Below are 22,818 nucleotides of genomic sequence, written 5' to 3'. Positions count from 1 at the left end.
GGCAAGGAGTTCCAGCTCCAGGCCGCGGTGAGGCTCCAGCCGATACTCCACGTGGTCCTCAGGACTGACGATCCGGATCTCTCCGGAGTCCGACGCCGGGATTCCACAGCGCGGCTCGTAGGCGGGCACGCTCGCCCGGCGCAGTCCCGCCTGGGCGAACACCTTCTGCATCGCGCTGTCCCAGAATTCGTAGACACGCTCGCTTCCGCCGTGCTCGCCCGGACAGACGCGCAGCCCGCTTGCATCGTCCACCTCGACCTCGCGGTGGATGTCGCAGACTGCGATCGGCGAGACTCCCGGAATGAACCAGCTCTCCTTGCGGTGCGGACAGTCGGGACCCGGCAGTGCTCCCGACAGCGCGCACACTTCCACCTTCTTCACGTTCAGGCCGGCGGGATCCGCAGCAACCGGGACGATGCCGTGTATCCTCAACCGGTCCACGAGCGAGAAGAATATTGGCCCGGCAAGGTCACGGCCCACGAGGTTCGGATTCGGCTTCCCGTCGAATTCTCCGAGCCAGACAGCGACGACATCCGTGCCGACGAGCCCGACCGCCCACGCATCGCGGGATCCGTAGGAGGTCCCCGTTTTCCATGGAATGTGCTGGTCCCGGAATCTGCCGAGAGCGGGCGGATTGCGTGACAGCATGTCCCGGACGAGAAAAGCCGCTTCGGGAGAAAGCAACCGTTTGCCCGCACCAACGGGCGACGCGTCCTCCAGGAACCGCAGAGGCCGCATCATGCCACCGTTGCCGAAGATCCCGTAGAGCTGGACGATCTCTTCCGGTGTCGTGCCGAGCCCGCCGAGGACCAGCGCGATACCGTAGTACTCCTCGGCCTTCAGCCCCGTCACTCCCCCATCGCCGAGAAGGCGGTACAACGAGCCGGGAGCAAGCGTGCGGAACAACTCGAGGGCGGGGATGTTCCTGCTGCGCACGAGCGCCTCGCTCGCGGGAATGGGCCCAAGGAAGTTGTGCTCGAAATTTTCCGGCACATACGAGGACAGCCGGATCGGGACGTCGCGAAGCATGGTTTCGGGCGCGATGATGCCCTGGTCGATGGCCAGCCCGTACAGAAACGGCTTGAGCAGCGACCCGGGAGAACGCGGCGCCGCCAGGCCGTTGACGAAGCCGGAAATCTCCGGGTCGAGATAGCTAGCCGATCCCACGTACGCACGGACTTTCATGTCCGGAAGCTCCGCGATGAGAACCGTTCCGTTGCGGACACCCAGATCCGCGTATCCCTCCAGCGATGACCGCAACACCTCCTCCGTGTCGCGCTGAAGATCGCCGTCGATGGTGCTCGCGAACTGGTTGCGCCCTCGGAACAGCTCGCCCGCTCGCTGCAGGAAATGCGGTGCGCGGGCCGGGATCTCGGCCGACGTGTGAACGAACTCCGCCGGGACCACGCCGGTCGTCCCGTCCTTCGCCAGCCGCGCGAGCAGCATCCGCCTGGCTGAGTCGAGATCGCCGGCGCCGGAAGCTCTCCAGCGCAGGCTGGGATTCTGCGGCAGCACCGCGAGCGTCACCGCCTCGCCGGCCGAGAGATGCCCGGCGGACTTGCGAAAATAGACGAGGCTTGCCGCACCGATGCCTTCGATGTTCGCGCCGTAGGGAGCTTCGTTGAGGTATGCCTCGAGGATCTGCCGCTTGCCGTAGTGACGTTCGAGCACCAGCGCCCAGAAGATCTGCTCGAGCTTGCCCCGGATGCTTCGCGTGCTCAGACCGAGCTCCATCCGCGCGAGCTGCATCGTGATCGTAGAGCCGCCGATCGGCCGCTTCGGGACGAACGCCGACATCAGCGCGCCGCGTGCGAGCGAGAACGGATTGACGCCAAAATGGCTCAGAAAATGCTTGTCTTCATAGAGCAGCGTCGCGCGCACGAATTCCGGCGAAATCTCCTCGTACGGGACCGGGACGCGGTAGCGCTCGTCCGACGACAGCGCGAGCGACAACAGCTGTCCGCGGCTGTCGAACAATACCTTCGAAGCCGGACGGGAAGCGTTGAGAGCCGGCGGTGCGACCAGCGCAAGAGCCAGCCACGCGACCGTGACGACCGCAGCGACGACGAGCAGAACCGTGCCGACGCGTCTCGCCAGACGTTCCCACCTGTGGCGGGGCAACGTCACCGCACCTCCACCACGCTTGATCGCCCGAGGAACCTCTTGGTTGGATCGTACATTCCCTCGGCGTACGGGGCCGCAAACGTGTACTTGCCGCGACTGAGCGGCTTCAGCCGGTAGGTGAACGTCGCCGTCTCCTTCGGAACGTCGCCAAAGAAGACGATCCTGTCTTCCTGCACGTCGATGAATTCGGGCTCCCACGAATTCGGCCCGGGGCGCAGCGACTTTCTCGCGGCCAGTCCGTCTTCGCCGAGATCGATCTCGAAGCCGCCCGGGATCAGCTCCAGCACCGCCATCTGCGAAAGAAATTCCGACCCCTTCAGGAAGAGGGTGACCTCAAGCTTGTCCTGCAGGTCGAATGCGTCCTTCTTCTCTCCCTTGTCGTCACGCAGCTCGCGCTCGATCGTGAGCCCGTTTTCGAACGGTTCGGCAGCGACCCGGTCGAACCCCGTCTGGGCGAGGCCGAAGAAGTACATCTGCCCGCTCTGGCCACCGTAGCGCAGCTCGGTCGTCTCCGCCGGCACGTCCACCTTGAGGATTCTCTGGCCGGACAGTGGCAGAGCCGTCGCACCGGTGGCACTGCGGGCCTGAATCTTCAACTGTTCACGCTGGGTCTGGCTGAGAGCCTCCCCCGTCGCCGACAGGCCCAGCAGCGCGAACGAGCTCGAGAACGACGTAAAGCTCCCGTCGTCGATCATCGCGCTGACGCCGAGCATGGTGTCGAGCGGAGACAGCCAGCTGTCCTTGTCGAAATGCTTCGAGGACAGCCAGGCGTAAATGGACGCGTGCACCGCGGGATCGGAGAGCGGCCACGGGAAGTTCGGCCGATTCCAGACCTGTCCCGGCTTCTTGAGCAGAGCATTGGCCTGCGTGTCCATCTGAAGCTGCCGGAACGTCGCGGCCAGGAACATTGCCATGCTCGTGTCCCGCCAGGCCGCCTGCCATTGGCGATCCAGCTCCGACACCATGGCCTGGGCTTGCGTGGTCACGCGCTCTCCGGCGCGGGCCCGCAGGTAGAGCGCATAGCACTGGGCGAGTTGTTCGTAAGGCTGGTACGACGTGGTCTGGCCGAGCGTTGTCAGCCAGTCCTTGCCCCGCGCGAGAACCGCTTCCGGAACTTCCAGAGATCGCTGCTTGGCTTCGAGCAGCAGGTGGACGGCGTACACCGAGAACAACTCGTCCGACCGGGATGTCGCGTCCCACAGTCCGAACGAACCGTCGGCGCGCTGGCGCGCGCTCAGCGCCTGGAACGCACGCCTGGTAAGGCGCTCGACGTCCTTCGAGTTGAGGCCGAGCTCCGGATCCGTGCCGTAGAGCACGGCGGGAAAGGCGGTGCTGACGAGCTGCTCGGTGCAGCCGTACGGATAGTTCTTGAGATAGGTGACCAGTCCCTGGCCAACGGTGAGCGGCGAAGAAGAGATCGACGCCGAGACGTCGCGCAGATCCGGATACAGCGGGCGAAGAGCGCCGATCGACTTCTCCGCATTGTCGCCGTCCTTGTCCGGCCGGTAGATCCCGCTCTGCAGCGAGGTCCTCAGCGGCTGCGGCGGGCGCAGGCTGATCGTCTCGGTCGCGGACTCCTTGCGGTCGAGTCCGGTCGCCTCGATACGAAAATCCTGGGGTCCGAGAACGTCCCTTGCACGCAGCCGCAAGCGGAAGGAGCGGTCCTCGCCTTCCGGAATGACGAGCTGCACACTTTTCTTGTCGACGATCTCGAATCCCGCCGACGGCGTGACCGATAGGTCCACCTTGACGTCCTTGCCGGAGCCTTTGACCGTGTTGGCCACCGTCGCGCCTACTTCGAACTCATCGCCCGGCGAGACGAAGTACGGCGCCTGGGGATCGATGACGAAGTCGTGCTGGGCGATGGTCTGGGCGCTGGCGACGCCGAGCTTGCCCGCGCCGACCTGCACCGCGATCACGCGCACGGTCCCGTTGAAATCCTCCGGAATCGGGATCTTCACCGTTCCCTCGGAGCCTTCGGGCAGGATTCCCGACCAGAACGCCATCGGCTGCCGCTTCTTTCGTGCAAACGGATTCTTGAACTTGCCGAGGCCGACGTCCTCGTCTCCGCCCGCGGACGAAAGCTCCTCGACGATCTTGTGGTCGGGCAGCAGCAGGTCGAGGATCTGGTAGGTGCTTACCTCCAGCGCCCGCTTGGGCACGAAGCTGGAGACCGGCTGCGGGTTCTTGTAGCGCGCGAACTGGAGGATGCCTTCGTCCACCGCGTAGACGAGCACGCGGCCGACATTGCTCGTCTTGTAGCCGACCTCCAGGTCGCGGCCAGGTTTTGCCGCAGGCGGAACGTCAAGGTCGATCGACGTCGTGTACTCAGAGCGCGCAATCGAGAACGGCTGGACACCGTAGCTGAGCGGCGGCGCGAAGATGTCACGCGAGTCGAGCGATCGGACGAACGCCACGCTAACGTAGGCGTTTCCGACGATGCCCCGGGGAACCCGGATGCGCTGAACGGACGAGAGCGTGTCGGTCTTGAACCACTTGGCAGCGTAGACCTTGTCGCGTTCGATCGTCAGGAGCCCCGCGCCGACATACGGAGTGTCGATCGAGACCTCGATCTCTTCGTCCGGCTCGGCCGACGACTTGCTCAATCGGATCCCGACCTCGGCCGACCGGTCGGCCATGAAGGTCGTGTTGCCCTCGCCGTGCACCAGATAGTGCACGACGGCCAGCTCCGTACCGGACGGATCCGAAAGACGCAGCCGGTAGTCCCCGGGCTCGTCGGTCTTCAGCGCGAAGTCGGTGCCGGCGGTCGCTACGTCGACCGTGCCTTCCCAGGCCGTCGTGACCTTCGGCGTGAGCTGATACTCCAGCGTTCCGTTGGGAAGCTTGACCAGCGCCGAGATCTTCGTGGTCTGCTCGAGCCTCAGCCTGGCTCCCGCAAGATCGGTCGCCTTCAGGTCCGCGCCGACCGCGATCAGCGAGACCTTTCGCCCGGCGCCCTTTGCGATGAAATCGAGACTGCCGTCGGCCTTGAAGCCGACGAAGTGAGCTGCCGACGATACGAGCTCCTCGGCCGTGCTTACTACCGAGCGGCCGGAGCCCTTCTCGAAAGCCTCGGCGGCAAACTGCAGGCGGAATGCCTGCTCGGAAAAACGCGTGAGATCCGGCACGAAATGCACCAGCCCGTCGCTGCCCGTCGCGAGCTCTCCGAGGTCCTCGTTCTGGGTGGGAAGCTCCGAAATGCTCTCGCGCGAGTAGAAGTCGTACTGCGGAAACGCCGGGAACGTTCCGTCCCACCGGCGAACCAGCATGGTTCCCTTGACGTTGTTCGCGACGGCCGGCGTCCCGAAGAGATTCTGCACCTTGACCTCGAACTTGCCTTGCGGCGACACCCAGCCCGGCGCCACCAACCCCGGCCGGTCCTCGATGTAGCGCGAGCTCACGCCGAGCTTGTCGGGCTGAAATTCGTCAACCCGAAACGACGTCGAGCCGAGCAGTGAGTGCTTGTCCTCTTCCTTGCCGCGCACGAGGTAGACGGCGAGCGAATACGTTCCCGTCAGTGCGCCCTCGGTACTCCAGCGGAAGTCCTCGAATCCGTAGTCGGTGAGCGCGAACTTCCTGCGCAGGATCTCGACGCCGCGGGGATCGCGCAGGCTGATCTCCAGCGGCAGGTCGGAGCCCGCCGCGTCCAGGTTGCGGCGGCGCACGATGATACCGAAGCGTGACTCCTCTCCCGGTCGATAAATACCGCGATCGGAGAATACCAGAGCGCGCAGCCCTTCTGCCTCCTCCTTGTTGAACACTCCTCCGGTCTCGAAGCGCGAGAAGTTGAGCTGGCGGTCGTTGCGGCCAAATGGAAGAAACGAGTAGTCGTCGCCCTTCTCCACCACGTAGACGAGTGGAACTTTTTCCTTTTTCAGGTCGCGGGTGCTCGGGAAGTGAACTTGCCCGTCGGGATCGCTGGTGGCGGTGAAAACCGGCGCGCCGTTCTGGCCGAGAAGCTTGACGGTGGCCCCCGCCACCGGCTCACCGCTGCGGAAGGACATCACGAAGACCGTATGCTCTCCTGCCAGGGTGTCCTTGACGAGCAGCCCGAGATCCGTGAGCAGCACCAGGCGCTGGTCGGACATCGCGCTCGATGAGCCCGAATATCTCTCACTGTCCTCGCCGCGGCCGTGCCCGGTGTACCCCCCGCAGCCCTCATCGTCTTCACCGCAGTCGGCCGCGGAATCGTCCGTGCCCTCATCGCCGACGTCCTCGTCGCTCGCCGACTTGTCGGCCGGTTCGTCCTTCTTCTCCCTGACCGTCAGCACGAACAGGCCGTGCGGTGCAGTCCCCACGGAAAGGAAGCGCCCGAAGTCCACGCTGGAGTAGTACGTCTTGCCGGTCTGCTCGACCGGGAACGACTCGGTATAGTTGAAACGCTCGGCGAGCTGGTCGAGCCCGATCTGGTACGAGTTGAAGCTGGGCTTGGCGAACGTGCCCGAGGTCACGGTGATCAGATGGGGAACGTCGTGCGGCAGAATGCGCGCCAGCTCGTACTCGACCTTGGGCACCCCGCGCAGCGAAACGCCGAGCTGGCGCGACCCCGACAGGCTTAGCAGCGCACCGTCGTGCATGATCCTCAAGTCGCGCGGGAAGGGCTGGACGAATTGGACCGACCGGTACTCCCGGGCCAGCTGGAACCGAGTCTGGGACTGGAGACCCTGCTTGACCCGCAAGAAAACCTCGCGCTTGCCGGGAGCGTCGAACGAGAACGAGAACGTCCGCGGCAACGTGGCTTCGTCACGGGGAACGGCCGAAACGGCGATCGGCATCGACTGCCGCAGGACGTCCTCGGTCACCAGGCTCTCGTCGCCGAACTGCCCCTGCTCGCGGCAGAGTTTGCGGAACTGCTCGTCAGCGCAGTCGGGCAGCACGTACATCTCCAGCGCGCGCTGCAGATCCTCGGGTGCCGTCGGCTCGGTAACCTCGACCGTGACGACGCGCTGCAGGCTCTCCTCGTTCTTCTTGACGACCGAGAGCGACGTCGAAGCGATGCGGAAGATCTCGCGCCGCGACGGGATCCTGAGCTGCGTGACAGCGACGCTCTTGGTGGGTGCACCACCCTGGGCCGCCGACACTCCCGCGGCCAGCTCGAACCGCGCTTCGGCAGGTTCCTCGGGCAGATCGAAGCTGTCGCTCCTTATATAGAAGAGAAGGGGCTGCTTCGGGTCGGGAGCCACCGAAAACCCGAGCGTCCTTGCCGCAGCGAAGTCTTTTTGCGGCTCGACGCGCATTCGGACAGACATCTGGCGCTCGATCTCACCGGGTTTGGGGGCGTGCGAAAACTCCAGCGTGGCGACTACCTGGCGAATCGACGGATCCTGCGGGTCGGTGTAAAGCTCGGCTTGGGTGATGCTCACCGACAGCGCCGGCGTCTGGAAAACACTGCTCGCATCCTTGAGCTTCACGTCGGGAAACGCGTTCTGGTCGACCGCGATGCGGACCGGAAGGCCGATCGGCCACGGCGCGGCCGGCACGAAGTCGATCGCCTTGTCGTCGGTCGCGTCCGTCTTCCAGACGCCGGGGATCGGCGGGTCGAGCGTCAGTCCCTTGTCGAGAGTGATCCCCTTCGGCTTGCCGTGCGCCACGTAGGCGGTCTCCCAGGCCTGGCTGAAGGCCTTGCGGAAGCGGACGACCAGCGGTTCCCGAGCATCGCTGTTCATGCCGATCGGATGCTGCGGGCCCTCGGCCTCAATGACGACGAGCGGCGGTACCGGGGCCGCCGGCTTCATCGACTCGGCGATCTTGTCCCAGCCGTCCGGATCGGCAGCCAGCACGCACTCGATCCCCTTCTCGAGAGTCCCGCCTCCGACGAACGGCAGTCCCTTGTCCAGCTTGAAGCGAATCTCGCTCGGCTGCTCCGGCCGGAACAGGTACGGACCGACGATCTCCATCGTCGTTTCGTACGACGAGGACGTCGTCGTCTGCAGCGTCTCCTCGCCCTGGCCCTTCTTCAGCGTGAGGTGGACGAACGCCGCGGAAGACTTCAGGTCGGGAGGATAGTTGAACCGGAGGCGAACGACAGGGTACTGCACCAGCGGCGCGCGGTTGTGGATGCTGAACTCGCAGCTTCCCAGGCTGACCGTCGCCGGCGGCAGTGTCACGTGGAACGTCTCCGGCGCGACCGGCGGACCCGCCGCCTGCGTGCCGTCGGAAGTGACCAGCCCCTGAAGCGAAATCTCGATCTCTTCGCCGGGGTGCCAGGCTTCCCTTGGTTCGAACTCGAGCTCGGAGTCCGACATCCAGCGCCACTCGCCATATGCGGCAGGTGTCACCCGAAGCTGGGCGAAGTTGGCCTCGGCGGTGCGGTCGGACGGAGCCGCCGGCGCAGTGAACCGGAACACAAGCGGGAACTTGTCGCCCGAGGGGTAGCGGTCGAAGGGCGCCAGCTCGACGTGGATCGCGTTTGGCGTCGCGACTACCGCTGAAGGTTGCGATTGCGGCGGCGCGGCGCTGGATACGGCGGCTTGCGGTCGCGGCGGCGCCGAGCTTCCCGCCGCATAGTCGCCCCCGCACGACGCGAGCAGCGCCGGCAGGAACACGAGGAAGAACGCCAGGTTGGCCTTTTTGATGGACGGGAAGAACGCCATGGGAATGGTGAACTCCGACACCGGACGATGGAGAGGCCCGAAGGGCGACCTCGGATTGTGAATTGCGGGGAAACGAACGAGAGCGTGCGGTTCAGTGGTGAATTGCGGGCGATCATACGGATTTCGTCTGTGGTCCGCGAGAGCATTTTCGCGTGAAACTGTGATTTTTTCTGCGTGACGGCTGTCGCGTCGAGCTGCGGCGGGGGAAAGAACTGCGCTCCCGACAAGAGTCGAACTCGTAGCCGCCAGTTCCCGGTCGTGGCTTAGAAACTCGGCGACTTGTCTCGCGCAACAGCGCGCTCCGTCCGACGGAGTCGACCGATGCGCGCGTCCTGCTTTCGACGATCGATTTGAGACGAGGTCCCGGAGCAGGTTGCTCGCTTGCCCTTTTGTTCCTTTCGGTCGGTACTCTCGAGGCTGCCGGGACGCACGGGCCAAAACAAGGTTCGCGGATCGTCGGCGTCGATCCACGGACACGCCCGTCCGTCGCGACGCCGGGAGCGATCGTCGCCATACCGGTAGCTCGGAAGCTCTTCGACGATCCGACAGGATCGTCCGTCTGCTGCCCCGGCGGTGAGCCGCCCGCAGCCACGGCATCGAGAAAGCGCGAAACAGCTTTCGACTATCGGATCGTCGCCATCACTCTCATTTGGCCGCTGCAGTGGTCGCAAATGAGCGCGTCCACCGCGAACACGCGGCGCAACAACTCGCTCCACGCCGTCCGTTTCCACCGCGGCACGTTCGCGCCGCCGCGATTGCAGTGGCTACTGTCCCCGGTCTGGTCGCTTGCCGGCACGACGTACGGCCGCCATGCGGAAGCCGGCGCGAGCACACCATGGTAGCGAACCCGGTGGCCTCCGGGCGTCGTAACCTGCGCCGCCAGCCGCGCCAGAAGCTCGCGGGGCTCCAGCACGATGGCCGAGCTGCCATCGCGCCGGCGGTGTCCAGCCGAGAGAGAAGCCTGCCGTCGGCGAGTTGTCCGAGGCGTTCGGATGCCACTGCGGGACGGCCATGTACCGACAGATCCGTTCGAGTCCCTGACGATCAGTCGCCCGGATGAACACACCGGCGCGCAGGCTGACGTCGCCGAGCACGGCGCATAGAGTTCAGACAACGCGCCCACGTTGCCGGGAGTCCGCCGGCACGAGATTGAGCGATGGGCAGCCAATCCGCGCCCTGAGCCCCTGCATGAGAACCCAGGGAATATGACTGCAATGTGATTGCCACCCCCCGCGTTTTCGTGTTACGTGGGAATTATCTGGTTAACGAACCATCCCACAAGCCATAGCAGCCTACGAGTTGTCCACAGGGTGGTGGGGATATCTCATTTTCGCTGTAGATTCGCGGACTAACAATCCACCATCGATATACGGGCCTAAACCATTCGCCCCTTGCCGGTCGCCGACCGTGCGGCGTTTAAACCCCCAACGTCAAGTGCTGCAAAGAAAATTCTGCACTGAATTACCAGCAAAATCAGGCTATTGAATGTGACCATCCAATGACCGTCCCTGCGGGTCTTGCGCCCGCGCATCTTGAATTCCGATAATCCATTTGCCCAGACGCGCCGGATGGTCTACTTGAATGGCATCAACTTGGAGGTTGACGCTATGGCTAGTGGACTTGAATCGGCAATCGACGAACTCCTCGAACAGCTCAGAAAGGAAGAGCAGTCGGTCATCGATACGAAGAAGATGATCAACAAGCTGTCCGCCCGCCTGCATCGTCCGGAGCCCTATGCGGACGTTGGCGAGGCAACAATCGCCTCGATCAGCGCGATTCGCAGCGATCAGTTCTACGGGCAACCGCTTGCCACCGTCGTTCGAGAAATCCTGATGATGCGTAAGTCGGCCGGCCTTGGCGCAGCCGAGATCGACGAGATCTTCACGCTCCTTAAGCGAGGAGGCTTCGCCTTCGAGGGCGACGACGTGGACGCCAGGCGCGGCGTCGCAATCTCACTGGCAAAGAACTCAGTGGTGTTCCATCGCGTGCCCAGCGGAGCCTGGGGCCTGCGTGAATGGTATCCGGGTCTGAAGGACGAGCAGAAGCAGAAGCGCCCTCGAAAGAAGGGCGACGAGACTGTGACGGCCGTCGCCGCCGACGAGCCTGATGATGGAGGTGATACGGCCGCAGCCTGAAAAAAGGGGGGCGCAGTCTCGTGAACCGCGCCCCCCTATGAAGTCCGTTCGCTGCTACTTGGAGGTTGAAGCGATGTACCGCTGGACGGTGACGGCCTTCGTGCGTCTTATAGCACGACCGCCGCCACGGAGAAACGAACGCACAAAAAAGCGCGACGGCCTCGTGCGCCAACACGGGCCGTCGCTTCGATCCATGCACACAACCGGCTGACCGGGCAGCCGCAAGGCGGATAAAACCGTCACCCGGCCTCGTTACATCGCCCGCTTCTTTTGTGGTGGCGACTTCGTATCGGGCGCTGGCGTTTTCAGCGCGGCACGCAGCGCATCTTCGAGCTTCACGGGGTGCAGGCTAATCGGTTTCAGCCGCGGGCGTGGAGTGGCCTTCGGTTTCCGGGTGCCGGCGCCTGCCTTCATCGCGAGGCACCGTACCACGGCCAGAGAGTGAATGCAGGGCCTATCGCTTGCGCCGACGCTTGGGGCGCTTCAGGCGACGACGCTCTTTCGCTCCCGCCTCAATGGTTGCTGATAGGTGAGGCGACGGCCGACCATCTGGGTCAGCGCGATGCGGGTGCGCTCTGCATCCGTGATCTTCCTGTGCGACCAGCGGAACGAAAACTCGTTGCAGTATCGGTGCAGGTGGGCCTTTGAAACGTGGTGGAACGAGCCCACAACGCCGCGCTTTAGCAGGGCGAAGAAAGCCTCAATCTCGTTAGTGGAGATCGTATCGGCCCCAGTCCCACGCACGTACTCGCCATCGCCGTGGTTAACGGTCTCGTGGCCGCCCTCGAATTGCCGCCCAAGGCGCTGGTAGCGGTTGGCATCGTCAGTGAGCAGCCGCGACTTGCGCGAAACCCGCTTACTGATGATGGCTTCAACATTGGCCCGCGTAACGGCCGCAACGGGCATGGCGAAAGCCCTGCCGCCCTTCTCTATGAGGGCAACCACAGGCGTCTTGTAGAGATTGGCCCCTTTATTTCCGGGGCGCTTGTTACGATGCAGATTGCCGGGCTTGGGACCTACCCAGGTCTCGTCCAACATCACGTCTTGGCCGGGACCGCCGAAAACATCGCCGCCACCCTCCATGACGTGCCTGATGCGGTGGGCCATGTGCCAAGCGCTCTGATAGCTACCGAGTCCAAGCATACGCTGTAGCTGGAGCGCGCTGATTCCTTTCTTGCTCGCGCAGACCAGCGCGAACGCCTCCAGCCAAGTCTTGAGAGGAATGTGACTGCGCTCGAAGATCGTACCGACCGTGACGGTGAACTGCTTGCGGCAACCGCTGGTCTTGCACTTGTAGACGCCGGGGCGCGTGGCCTTGCCCGCCAGCTTCGCAACGACAGAGGCGCCGCAGTGAACGCACTTCACGCCTTCCGGCCAGCGCAGGCTTTCCAGATATTCTCGTGCCCCGTCCTCAGTCAGCTTTCGGATCGCCTTGAAGTCCATGCCCCCATACTAGGGATGGTGGGTTGGTTTGTCAACTAGATAATTCCCTGTTACGTTCGCCCAATGACCTTGGCTCCTTCCTTCGCGTTTTCGCGCCTATGCGAACCGCCCCGGCGCCTGCCAACTGCCGGGTCGCGAGTCATCGTCGATCGCGACGCCGGGCGGTTTCCACTTGTTACGGCCCCGCCCTGCACCGATGAGCTCGACCGCGACGCCTGTCGTCTGGCGACACGCGAAGCACGCTGCCGCCTCGTTCAGGCACACGTCGTCGCGACGCTGCTGAAACGGCGCCTGTGGCGGCCGCTCGGATTCACGCGCCTGTCCGACTACGCGGCCGAACGTCTCGGCGCGAGCGCTCGGTCGTTGGAGGCGGATGCGCACGTGGTCAACGCGCTCGAGCGCCTCCCGGCAGTCTGCAAGGCTCTCGAGACCGGCGCGATCCGCTGGACGCACGCGCGGCTGCTGGCCGGCGTCGCCCTGCCGACGAGCGAGGGCGAATGGCTGCAACTCGCGCTCACGTCGACGACGCGGCGGCTGGCCGAACTGGTCAAGGACACTCGCAGCGCCCTCGCGGCCGACGCGCCACCGACTGCGCACGAATCGGCCGAGCAAGGTCACGTGCGCGAGTCGAGCGCTGATCCAGATGCGTGCGCATCGGCCGAAGCCGTCGCTGCAGGTGAGACCCCAGTTCCGGCTGTATGCCCGTCGCCAGGCGCCGCCGCGGGCACGGCGCCGAGCGTCAGCGAGTCTGCCGACCCGCTGGTCCACTGGACCATCGAGGTCACGCGCAACGGTCGAAAGCTCTGGCGCATGGTCGGCGACATTGCCTCGCGCGTGTGCGGGACCGACGTCCCTGCTTCGCGCGTTGCCGAAGCGGTCGCAGCCGAAGCCATGAGCTGGCCGGTCTGGGAACCACCGGCCGTCGAGGCTCTCCCGCCGCGCGCTGCATGCGAGCGGAGGGAATCGCTGATTGCCTCGTTCGAAGCCGTCCATGGAACCAGTGAAGGATTTTCGTGGATCGAAGCACCGCCGACCTTGCGTGCGATCGATCGCGAGCTCGAGAGCTTTCGTTTCAATCTCGATCTCGTCGATGCGCACGAGGTCGACCGGCGGCTGTGCGGCGTCCGCTCGGTGATGCAACGCATCGATGCGGATCTCGGTGCGGTGCTGCGGAAAATTGCGGATCGCGCTGTCCACCAGCGCCTCGGATTCGCCGATCTGCGCCTCTATGCAGACAGCCGCCTCGGCGTTTGCGGGAGTAAAGCGAGGGCGCTCGTCCGGCTCGATCGCCAGTGCGCGTTGCGGTCGCCGATGCTGCTGCGGGCCTACTGCGAAGGCCGCGTGACGTGGCTTGCTGCCACGGCTGTTCTGCCGGTCATTTCGCCGCAGCATGAGCCCGCGTGGATCATGCGAGCCGAACGCGTCACGCTGCGCCGTCTCGAAGCCGACGTGAGCTGGGCGCTTGATCGCGCCGACGACATCGGTGGCAATTCGCAGCAGTCGCCGCCTCCTCTGGATCTCGACGTGACCACGGACGCGCTCTCGCGCGTCGACGAGACCAAAGTCCAGATGCGTGCGCGTCCGGAAGCCGACCTCGAAAGTTTTGGCCGCCGCGTGGCCGCGCGAATCGGCGTCGTCGTGCCGGCGAGCGTCGCCGCGCTCGTCGAGGATGCGATCGAAGGCTGCCGGCGCGCAGTCGAGCCTCGCTGGCGCGGCTTCGAGCGCATTCTCGCACACGCGTATCTGACGTGGCTGGCGCTGCCCGGTCACGAAAATCCGGTATTCGCGCGCGACTCCCACCGCTGCCAGGTGCCTGCGTGCCGAAGCCGTGGCCCTCTGCATGCGCACCACGTCCGGTTCCGCTCCAGGGGCGGCCCGGACGATGCGTGGAATCTGACCGCGGTCTGCGATGAGCATCACCGAGCTTTCATTCACCGCGGCTGCATTCACGTGCACGGCAGTGCGCCGAACGCGCTGCTATGGCAGCTCGGGTGCCGCGCCGGCGAGCGTCCGCTCCTGCGACTGCGCGGCGACGTGTATTTGGCCAAGGGACGCTGACGACCGGCCCCGGCCCCGGACGACGCGGCGTGGCCCCGGACGACCATGTCCGGAAATTGCCAGACATCGGCGGGCGTCCGGCCTATAAGAGGCCCATGGATCTCGACCCGTCGCGCTGTTACGAGGCCATCCTCACCCGGGACCGCCGTTTCGACGGGCGCTTTTTCACGGGCGTTGTGACCACCGGAATCTATTGCCGCCCGGTGTGCCCGGTATGCCCGCCGAAACTGAAAAACATGCGTTTCTACCCGTGCGCGGCCGCGGCTGAGGCAGCCGGGTTCCGCCCCTGCAAGCGTTGCCGCCCCGAAACCGCGCCCGGAACGCCGGCGTGGGCCGGCAGCTCGGCCGTCGTGTCGCGCGCCTTGCGGTTGATCGGCGAAGGCGGCCTCGACGACGATGGAGACCTCGAGCGTTTCGCGGCGCGCCTCGGCATCGGCGAGCGCCAGTTGCGGCGCCTGTTCGCGCAGCATCTGGGCGCGTCTCCGAGCGACGTCGCGCGCGCCAGGCGCGTGCACTTCGCGCGCACGTTGATCGACCAGACCGATCTTCCGGTATCCGAGATCGCGATGACGTCGGGATTCACGAGCATCCGGCAGTTCAACCATTCGCTGAAGGCGACATTCGGACGCTCGCCCACCGAGCTTCGCGGTCCGAAGACAAGAACCGGCGAGTCCGCCAACGCAGGCGTTCTCGTGCGACTCCCGTACCGTCCGCCGCTGGCATGGGAAGCGATGCTCGAGTTCCTCGCGCACCGCGCGATTCCCGGCGTCGAGAGCGTCGAAAACGGCGCGTACCGGCGCACGATCTCGATCGACGGCGTCGCGGGCACGATCGAAGTGCGCCGCGGCGGTGACCCGCGTGCGGCCGGCGCTACGCGACGAACGGCAGGCAAGGACGCGCCGCACCACGCGGCGCACCTGGTGATGCGCGTAGAGCTGGCGAATTGCCACAACCTGATCGGCGTCGTCGAAAAGGTCCGTCGGATTTTCGACCTCGGCGCCGATTTTCCGCGCATCGCCGAGCAGCTCTCGCAGGCCGAGCCGCTTCGCAGCCTGGTCGCTGCGCTGCCCGGTCTTCGAGTGCCGGGCGCATGGGACGGATTCGAGATGGCGGTGCGCGGAGTGCTCGGGCAGCAGATCACGGTGCACGGAGCGACGACGATGGCGCGACGCCTGGCCGAGGAATTCGGCACGCCGCTGCCGGCTCCTCGCGGCTCGCTCACGCATGTTTTCCCTTCCGCTGCCGCACTGGCCGAGGCCGATCTTTCGCGCATCGGCCTGACGCGCGCTCGCGCCGCGACCATCCGCACTCTGGCCGTCGCGATTGCCAGCGGCGAGCTCAAGCTCGATGCGGCGCTCGGTCTGGACGAAGCAGTCGAGCGCCTCTGTGCGATTCCCGGAATGGGACCGTGGACGGCCAACTACATCGCGATGCGTGCGCTCGCCGAACCGGACGCATTCCTGGAAAGCGACATCGGACTGCGCCGCGCGCTGTCGGAAAGCGAGCCTGCGGCCCCGGCGCGCCAGGTGCTTCGCAGCGCCGAAGCGTGGCGGCCGTGGCGCTCTTATGCGGTGATCTATTTGTGGCACAGCCTGGCGGCCAGGCCGCGGGCGATGGAGAAAGCATCATGATCCTCGAAAACTGCGAGCTCACCTCCCCTGTCGGTCTCCTCACGCTTGCGGTCCACGAAAAGCGCGTCGTCGCGCTGAGTTTCGGATCGCTTACCGCGCGGCAATGCGCGTACCTCGAACGGCGCTTTCCCAAGTTCGAAAAGCGCCGTCACAAGGACCCGGCCGGCGTGGCTACGCGGCTTCGAGCGTACTTTGACGGCGACCTCGATGCGCTGGCTCCGATCGACGTCGAAAGCTGGGGCACGCCGTTCCAGCAGCGCGTCTGGGCTGCGCTGCGCACGATTCCGGCCGGCCAGACGCGAAGCTACGGAGAGCTTGCCGCCGAGATCGGCTCACCTGCTGCGGTTCGTGCAGTCGGAGCGGCAAACGGTGCCAATCCCGTCGGCATCATCGTGCCTTGCCATCGCGTCATCGGAAGCAACGGGACGCTGACCGGCTTCGGCGGCGGTCTCGAAGCGAAACGCTGGCTGCTCGACCACGAAGCCGCGCAGCTCGACCTGCCTCGTCCGTGGGCTCCCGAAGCACCGCAGCCTCTTTCGACCCTGGCCGGCTGGATCGTTTGACAGCCGCCGCCCGCGCGACGAATTCTGCGAGGCACGAGTAACCTCGGCTGCGCTTCGATCGTGATGGTTGCGAAAGGGCGCGGCGCAAACGGCGTCCGGGCGCCCGCTGGACGGGGCCCGGCAGTCTGCGCCGCCGCAACTGCCGGCCTGCCACGCAAGTGCAATATCTGCGCGGTTTGGCGCGCAGATGCCAAAGGAGCCTGCGATGGAATCGGCAATTCGCGCTCAAGATATTCCCCGTACGGCTTCGCCCGAAGCCGCCGCCCCGCGCCTGGCACCGATCCGTTCGTGGAACCCGCTGGTGTGGCTGACCACGCTGATCTACCGCTTCTCGATCGGCTCGACCGCGCCGGTCGGCGTCATCTTCGCAAGGGCGCCGCGCACGCTGCTGGCCCACATCCTGCTGATGGCCACTTCGGAGTACGGCCTTTCGCTCGACGCGAGATTGCGCAGCCTCGCGCGCGTCTACGGCTCCAGGGTCAACGGCTGCCTCTACTGCGACGACCTCGAGACGCGCCTTGCGCTGCAACACAAGTCCGTCGAGCGCGCCGACGTCGATGCATTGCCTTCGTTCCGTACCAGCGACCGTTTCAGCGCTCGCGAAAAAGCTGCCCTCCAGTACATCGAAGAAGTGAACACGACCAGGCGTGCGAGCGACGAGACGTTCGAGAATCTGCGGCGCCACTTCGCTGAGCGCGAGATCGTCGAGCTGACCTGGCTCAATGCCGTCGGCAACTATCTCAATCTCCAGGCCAAGCCGCTCGGCCTGCTCCCCGACGGTGCCTGCGAAATCCCGGCTCGCGCAAGCGACGCGAAACCCGTTCGCTGACGGTAAGATGGAAGATCGGATGAACGACAAGGCTTCCGGGCGCTGGGCCGTCGTCGTCGCGCTGTTCGGCATTGGCAATCTCGTCAACGGCCTGTGGATGCTCGCCAGTCCGCTGCACTGGTACCTCAACCTTCCGGCGAACGTGCCGGCGTCGGGCCCGCTCAACGAACACTTCGTTCGCGACATCGGCTGCATCTTCACGCTGCTCGGCCTTGCACTGGTCGTCTCGGTGTGGCGCCGCGAACTGAGGCTGCCGGCAATGGTGGCTGCCAGCGCCTATTCGGTCGCCCATGCGCTGGTCCACATCGCCGACTCGCTGCGCGGGCTCTTCGAGCCGGGCCATTGGCGCTTCGACCTTGGACCCGTGTACATCGCGACGATCGTCCTCGTCGCGTGCACCGCCAGGCTGGCGCGCGACAGCGCGGGCGGTCGCTGATGCTGTCGCGAAGCGGTACGCTCGCGATCGGCCTGCTGCTGTTTGCGCTGCCGTTCTTCCAGTCGGGGCTCGGCGAGTCCGGCGCACATTCGACGTCGTGTTCGATGGATCACGAGCCCCACCACGGCGGAACCGTCGCGATGGCCGGCAACGTGCACGTCGAAGTGGTCGAGAACGACCGGCACGTGGAGCTTTTCGTCACCGACCTCGATCGTCGTCCTCTCGAGCCGGTTGCCGCGAGCGTTTCGTTCGACGATTCGCCGGCGACACCTCTGTCGTGGGAGTCGTCGCGCATGGTCGCCTCGCGCCCGGACGCGTACCGATGGGCAACGTACCGTGTGGACACGGGGAACGGTGATCCCGTGGCCGTGCGGCTTCCTGCCGGTCCGTTCGCGGCGGCGCACTGACGAAGCACGCAGGCGGCTCTGCCGCCGTCGCCCCCGCAGTTTCGTCCTCTGGCCCCGCACGGCACAATGCCGCGGTGGCGAAAAAGACGCGGCACCTCGGCGAGACTCCGGCCATCGCGTGGCTGCGCCGCCACGACGTCGCCTTCGGCGAGCATGCCTACGATTACGTCGACCGCGGCGGCACTGCCGAATCTTCGCGGCAGCTCGGCGTGCCCGAGCACGAGGTCATCAAGACGCTGGTGATGCAGGACGAGGCGCGCGAGCCGCTGATCGTGCTGATGCACGGCGACCGGCAGGTCAGCACCAAGTCCCTTGCCCGCGCCGCAGGCGTAAAATCGATCGAGCCGTGCAAACCGGAGGTCGCCGAGCGCCACAGCGGTTACCTCGTCGGGGGAACTTCCCCGTTCGCGACGCGAAAATCGATGCGCGTTTTCGTCGAGAAGACGGTGCTCGACCTGCCGCGGATCTTCCTCAACGGAGGACGGCGCGGGCATCTGGTTTCCATATCGCCGTCGGTGCTGACCGAGCTTCTCGGCGCCGAGCCCGTCAGCTGCGCGATCTGATGCGGCGGGTTTACAGGAATCGAACGACGTCGAGGCCGACTGCTGCCTGCAGGATGTTCACGCCGAGCACCAGATAAAACGTCAGGGACCCGCGTACGCGCGCACATGTCCAGGCGGCGAGCACTGCGAAGAATGCCGCCTGGAAGATCCACAGACGCATGACCTCGCCGCGATTCACACCCGCCGCATCGAGAGCGACGAAGGCGAGCACGGTGGCAATGCCGAACGTTGCGAGTGCACGAAGCTGGACGGGTGAACGCGCTGCTTCGAGAACGGCAGCGAGCGCGAGCGGGACTACCGCAACGCCGGCAGTGATGCAGAAATCGACGGGATTGCGCATCGCCCACAGCGTGTAGTCGCGCTTGTTTTGCGCGTTGAAGTCCTGTGCGTTCGCCAGAACGGTCCAGAAACAGCCTGCAATATCGAAGCCGGTACTCACCAGAACCGTCGCGTAAACGGCGACGAATGCTGCCGCTCCCAGCAGCGTGGCGCGCGAAGCCGTGCGAATCGCCGCGGCCGGGGTGTTGCACGTCGGCAGTCGCGAGTTCAGAAACGCCGCAACGAAGATCGGTCCGGTAGCCAACGGTATCGGGTCGAAAAGCAACATGACGTAAAGGCCGACACCGAGACCAAGCGCATAGATCGAACGGCCGGTAACGAGAAAACGGACGTGAAGGAACAGACACGCCAGGACCACCGTCGGAGTAACCGTGTTCGCGAGTGGAAAAAAATACGTTCTGCCGGGAATGAAAAGGTAGAGGATCAAGGAGTAAAGCGCCGTTCGCCGATCGCCGAACAGGTCGCGTACGATGAAGTAAAGGAAAACCCCGCCAAGGTTGGAGAGCAGAATGTTCGCGTACCCCATGACCTGCGGTGCGGAAGTCATGGTTTCCAGCAGATAGTACAGGAGGACTTTGCCCGGCATGTTGGCAGCCGCGTGCATCGGAAGCGCTTCGGCCTGTCGCTGAAAATTCCCCAGGAAGTCCAGGGCCGTGGAGCTCAACGTCGGCGTGTAGAAGGAATTTGAGCTATCGCTTCGAATGCTCGCTTCGAGCGGTTCGAACGCCAGGACCCGCAGGACGAGTTGAGATGGGAATGCCGCCACCCACCACGCCAGGACGCATGCCCGTTCGCGAGTGGCGATCTTTCGCGTCGTGAGCCACGCAAGTCCGCATGCCGGGGCAAACACGATCAGGAAAGGAAACCAGACTCGTCCCTCCAGGGCATGACCGTAGGCATAGACGAAATGGCCTTCCACCGACCCCAAGAGAAGCATCTTTCTGGCGATTCGATAGGTCGTACGGAGCGCAATGCCCACGCTCAGGAGGATGACCAGGTGCGGCCACATCGGCGAAGAACCTCGTATGGATACATTCGCGCGATGCTCTTTTCCGACACCCGTCACCGGATCGCGAGTTTCGTCTGGCATCGTGTCGTAGCTCGCGTCGGCGGCGATCCCCGTAGTGAGCCGGGATTCGGCCGATCGAAAATAGCAACAATCCCGTCGGTCTGCTTGCGGCGTCAGCGAACGGCGTCAGCCTGCGCTTGGCGGAGGTGCGAACTTACGCTCCCGGCCGTGACGACGCCACGCCTCTAATCATCGTTGCCGGGTTTCCGGCAGCGCCGGGCGAAGGATCGGCGGGGCGGATTTGGGCACGGCTGCCTCCGGTGCTACGACTCCAGCCAGGAAAAGCTGCGTGGAGGTAACCGCATGATCCATTTCTGGTACGCGTCCGGCTCTCCGTGGGCGTGGCGCGTTCACATCGCGCTCGAGGAGAAGGGCATCGCGTACGAGCCGGTGCTCGTGACCTTCAGCTCGGGAGACCTGAAGAAACCCGACTACCTCGCGATGAATCCGCACGGAAAAGTGCCGGTGCTGCGCGACGGCGACCTCGTGGTCTACGAATCGGCGGCCATCCTCGAATACCTCGAAGAGAAGTACCCGTCCCGCCCTCTTCTTCCCGCCTCGCCCGAAGCCCGCGCCAGGACGCGCATCGAGGAGCTGGAGTGCACGACGTACCTTGCCGAGTCGTTCCGCGGCCTCGCGCAGATCGCGTTCTTCACTCCCGAGGACAAACGCGATCCGAAAACGCTGGCCGAGCGCCGCTCCGACGTGCGGGGTGAGCTTGCGCGCCTCGACGGCCGCATCACCGGGCGCGGCGGCCCTTTCGTGATGGGAGAGGCCCTGACCAGGGCCGACACGACCTGGATTCCTTTCGTCGAGATCGCCGGTCGCGCGGGTGCGAGCATCGACGGAGCAACGATGCCGGCCCTTGCCGAATGGCGCGACCGGATGCGCCAGCTCCCTGCGTACCAGAACAGCTACCCGCCGCATTGGCGCAAGTGATTCGCTCGTGATCCCGCACTATCCTGCATCCCTGGAGGATCCGGCACCATGCAGCAGGAGAATGACGCAATGACCTCAGGCGACCACCGCACTGCCGAGCTCGACGTGGTCGTCGTCGGCGCCGGTTTTGCCGGTCTCTACGCGCTGCACCGCTTTCGCAGCCTAGGCCTTCGCACGCGCGTGTTCGAAGCCGGCGGCGGAGTCGGCGGCACATGGTACTGGAACCGCTATCCCGGCGCCCGCTGCGACGTCGAGAGCATGGAGTACTCCTACCAGTTTTCCGACGAGCTGCAGCAGGAGTGGCAGTGGTCGCAGCGCTACGCGCCCCAGGCCGAAATCCTGCGCTACCTCGAGCACGTCGCCGACCGCTTCTCGCTGCGTCCCGACATCCAGCTCGACACTCGCGTCGAAGCTGCCAGCTGGGACCGGGAGAAAGGACGCTGGGGCGTGCGCTGCAGCGACGGCTCCCGATGGAATGCCCGTTTCTTCGTGATGGCGACCGGATGCCTGTCGGCGGTCAACATGCCGGAGTTTCCCGGCCGCGATTCTTTTCACGGCCCCATCTATCACACCGCACGCTGGCCGCACGACGGAGTGCATTTCGACGGACAACGCGTGGGCGTGATCGGCACCGGCTCCTCGGGCGTGCAGTCGATTCCGCTCATCGCCGCCGAAGCCGCACACCTTACCGTCTTCCAGCGAACACCCACCTGGTCGATTCCGGCGCACAACCGCGCGCTGGATCCGGAGGAAGTCCGCCGCGTCAAGGAGACGTATCCGGAGCTGCGCAAAAACGGCGCCATGCAGCCGTTCGGCTTCGACACGCGAAGCGCCGAGACCGCCGCGCTCGACGTTTCCGGCGAAGAACGGCAGGTGGAGTTCGAAGACCGCTGGCGGCGCGGCGGGCTGGCGTTCCTCGGCGGCTACAACGACCTCGTGCTCAGCCGCGAAGCGAACGACACGGCCGCCGAGTTCGTCCGCACCAAGATCCGCGCGATCGTCGAGAACCCTGCCGTCGCTGCGAAGCTCACGCCGGCGACGGCCGTCGGCTGCAAGCGCCTGTGCGTCGACACCGACTACTACGCGACGTTCAACCGCGACAACGTCACGCTCGTCGACGTCAGCACCGAGCCGATCGAAGAGATCACGCCGGCGGGGATCCGCACCAGCGCCGCCGAGTACGGGCTGGACGCGATCGTGTTCGCGACCGGGTTCGATGCCATGACCGGGGCCCTTCTGGCCGTGGATATCCGCGGACGCGACGGCATGACGCTGAAGCAGAAATGGGCGGCAGGCCCGCGCACTTATCTCGGCCTGTCGACAGCCGGTTTCCCGAATTTCTTCTTCGTCACCGGTCCCGGCAGCCCGTCGGTGCTGACCAACATGGTGCCGTCGATCGAGCAGCACGTGAACTGGATCAGCCGCCTGATCCTGCACGTGATCGAAACCGGCGGGCGCACCATCGAGGCAAGGACGGATGCAGAGAACGGCTGGGTCGATCTCGTCAACGAGATCGGCAACCTGACGATCTATCCGACCTGCAACTCGTGGTATCTCGGCTCGAATGTCCCGGGCAAGCCGCGCGTGTTCATGCCGTATCTCGGCTTTCCGGACTACGTGATGCGAGTGGATGCGATCGCGGCCAACGGATACGAAGGATTCGAAATCGGCGCCTGACGCCGGCCGGCA

General features: G+C 65.1%; 15 protein-coding genes. 11 read left to right on the top strand and 4 right to left on the bottom strand.

From position 1 onward, the window contains the following. Positions 1 to 2,121: penicillin-binding protein 1C (gene pbpC, locus VGK20_11585; protein HEY2774677.1), on the bottom strand; the 2,121-nt coding region annotated here is incomplete at its 3' end. 2 nt (positions 2,122 to 2,123) lie between these two features. Further along, positions 2,124 to 8,738 (bottom strand): MG2 domain-containing protein, encoded by a 6,615-nt coding sequence (locus tag VGK20_11580; GenBank protein HEY2774676.1) that lies wholly within the window; start codon positions 8,736 to 8,738, stop codon positions 2,124 to 2,126. A 650-nt stretch (positions 8,739 to 9,388) separates the two neighbouring features. On the opposite strand from VGK20_11580, the gene VGK20_11575 reads away from it, so the two are divergent. Both VGK20_11575 and VGK20_11570 read left to right on the top strand, forming a co-directional pair. After that, positions 9,389 to 9,559 carry a hypothetical protein gene (locus VGK20_11575; protein ID HEY2774675.1) on the top strand — a complete coding sequence of 57 codons (171 nt, stop codon included), beginning with the start codon at positions 9,389 to 9,391 and terminating at the stop codon, positions 9,557 to 9,559. Between the two features lie 735 nt (positions 9,560 to 10,294). After that, positions 10,295 to 10,852, top strand: a complete 558-nt coding sequence (locus tag VGK20_11570; protein HEY2774674.1) for a hypothetical protein — start codon at positions 10,295 to 10,297, stop codon at positions 10,850 to 10,852. A gap of 483 nt (positions 10,853 to 11,335) precedes the next feature. Here the strand turns inward: VGK20_11570 and VGK20_11565 are convergent, their stop codons facing one another. Next, entirely contained in the window at positions 11,336 to 12,295 is a 960-nt protein-coding gene (locus tag VGK20_11565; GenBank protein HEY2774673.1) for an IS1595 family transposase, read from the bottom strand. Positions 12,296 to 12,658: 363 nt separating this feature from the next. Here VGK20_11565 and VGK20_11560 point away from each other — a divergent pair, with 363 nt between their 5' ends. The 7 genes from VGK20_11560 (at position 12,659) to VGK20_11530 (ending at position 18,782) form a co-directional block, all read left to right on the top strand. Continuing rightward, a complete protein-coding gene (locus tag VGK20_11560; GenBank protein ID HEY2774672.1) occupies positions 12,659 to 14,353 on the top strand; it encodes an HNH endonuclease signature motif containing protein in 1,695 nt (564 codons plus the stop codon). Between the two features lie 95 nt (positions 14,354 to 14,448). Next, positions 14,449 to 15,984 (top strand): AlkA N-terminal domain-containing protein, encoded by a 1,536-nt coding sequence (locus VGK20_11555; GenBank protein ID HEY2774671.1) that lies wholly within the window; start codon positions 14,449 to 14,451, stop codon positions 15,982 to 15,984. Then, the gene (locus VGK20_11550) at positions 15,981 to 16,547 is read left to right on the top strand and encodes a methylated-DNA--[protein]-cysteine S-methyltransferase (protein ID HEY2774670.1); all 567 of its coding nucleotides are present in this window, start codon (positions 15,981 to 15,983) and stop codon (positions 16,545 to 16,547) included. The genes VGK20_11555 and VGK20_11550 overlap by 4 nt, the downstream gene beginning before the upstream one ends. Positions 16,548 to 16,752: 205 nt before the next feature. Continuing rightward, complete coding sequence (locus VGK20_11545) at positions 16,753 to 17,376, top strand: carboxymuconolactone decarboxylase family protein (GenBank protein HEY2774669.1); 624 nt, start codon at positions 16,753 to 16,755, stop codon at positions 17,374 to 17,376. A 19-nt stretch (positions 17,377 to 17,395) separates the two neighbouring features. After that, the gene (locus tag VGK20_11540) at positions 17,396 to 17,812 is read left to right on the top strand and encodes a hypothetical protein (GenBank protein ID HEY2774668.1); all 417 of its coding nucleotides are present in this window, start codon (positions 17,396 to 17,398) and stop codon (positions 17,810 to 17,812) included. After that, a complete protein-coding gene (locus VGK20_11535; protein HEY2774667.1) occupies positions 17,812 to 18,219 on the top strand; it encodes a hypothetical protein in 408 nt (135 codons plus the stop codon). The genes VGK20_11540 and VGK20_11535 overlap by 1 nt, the downstream gene beginning before the upstream one ends. A gap of 74 nt (positions 18,220 to 18,293) precedes the next feature. Then, a complete protein-coding gene (locus VGK20_11530; protein ID HEY2774666.1) occupies positions 18,294 to 18,782 on the top strand; it encodes an aminoacyl-tRNA deacylase in 489 nt (162 codons plus the stop codon). Positions 18,783 to 18,792: 10 nt separating this feature from the next. On the opposite strand, the gene VGK20_11525 is transcribed toward VGK20_11530, so the two are convergent. After that, positions 18,793 to 20,211 (bottom strand): hypothetical protein, encoded by a 1,419-nt coding sequence (locus VGK20_11525; protein HEY2774665.1) that lies wholly within the window; start codon positions 20,209 to 20,211, stop codon positions 18,793 to 18,795. A gap of 282 nt (positions 20,212 to 20,493) precedes the next feature. Here VGK20_11525 and VGK20_11520 point away from each other — a divergent pair, with 282 nt between their 5' ends. Then, positions 20,494 to 21,129: a glutathione S-transferase family protein gene (locus VGK20_11520; protein ID HEY2774664.1), complete on the top strand. Its 636-nt coding sequence runs from the start codon at positions 20,494 to 20,496 to the stop codon at positions 21,127 to 21,129. 69 nt (positions 21,130 to 21,198) lie between these two features. After that, a complete protein-coding gene (locus VGK20_11515; protein ID HEY2774663.1) occupies positions 21,199 to 22,806 on the top strand; it encodes an NAD(P)/FAD-dependent oxidoreductase in 1,608 nt (535 codons plus the stop codon). Positions 22,807 to 22,818: the final 12 nt, after the last annotated feature.

The sequence above is a fragment of the Candidatus Binatia bacterium genome (genome assembly GCA_036493895.1).
Taxonomy (GTDB): domain Bacteria; phylum Desulfobacterota; class Binatia; order UBA1149; family CAITLU01; genus DATNBU01.
Note: the sequence above shows the minus strand (reverse complement) of the source record. Positions and strands in the feature narration are given on the sequence as shown.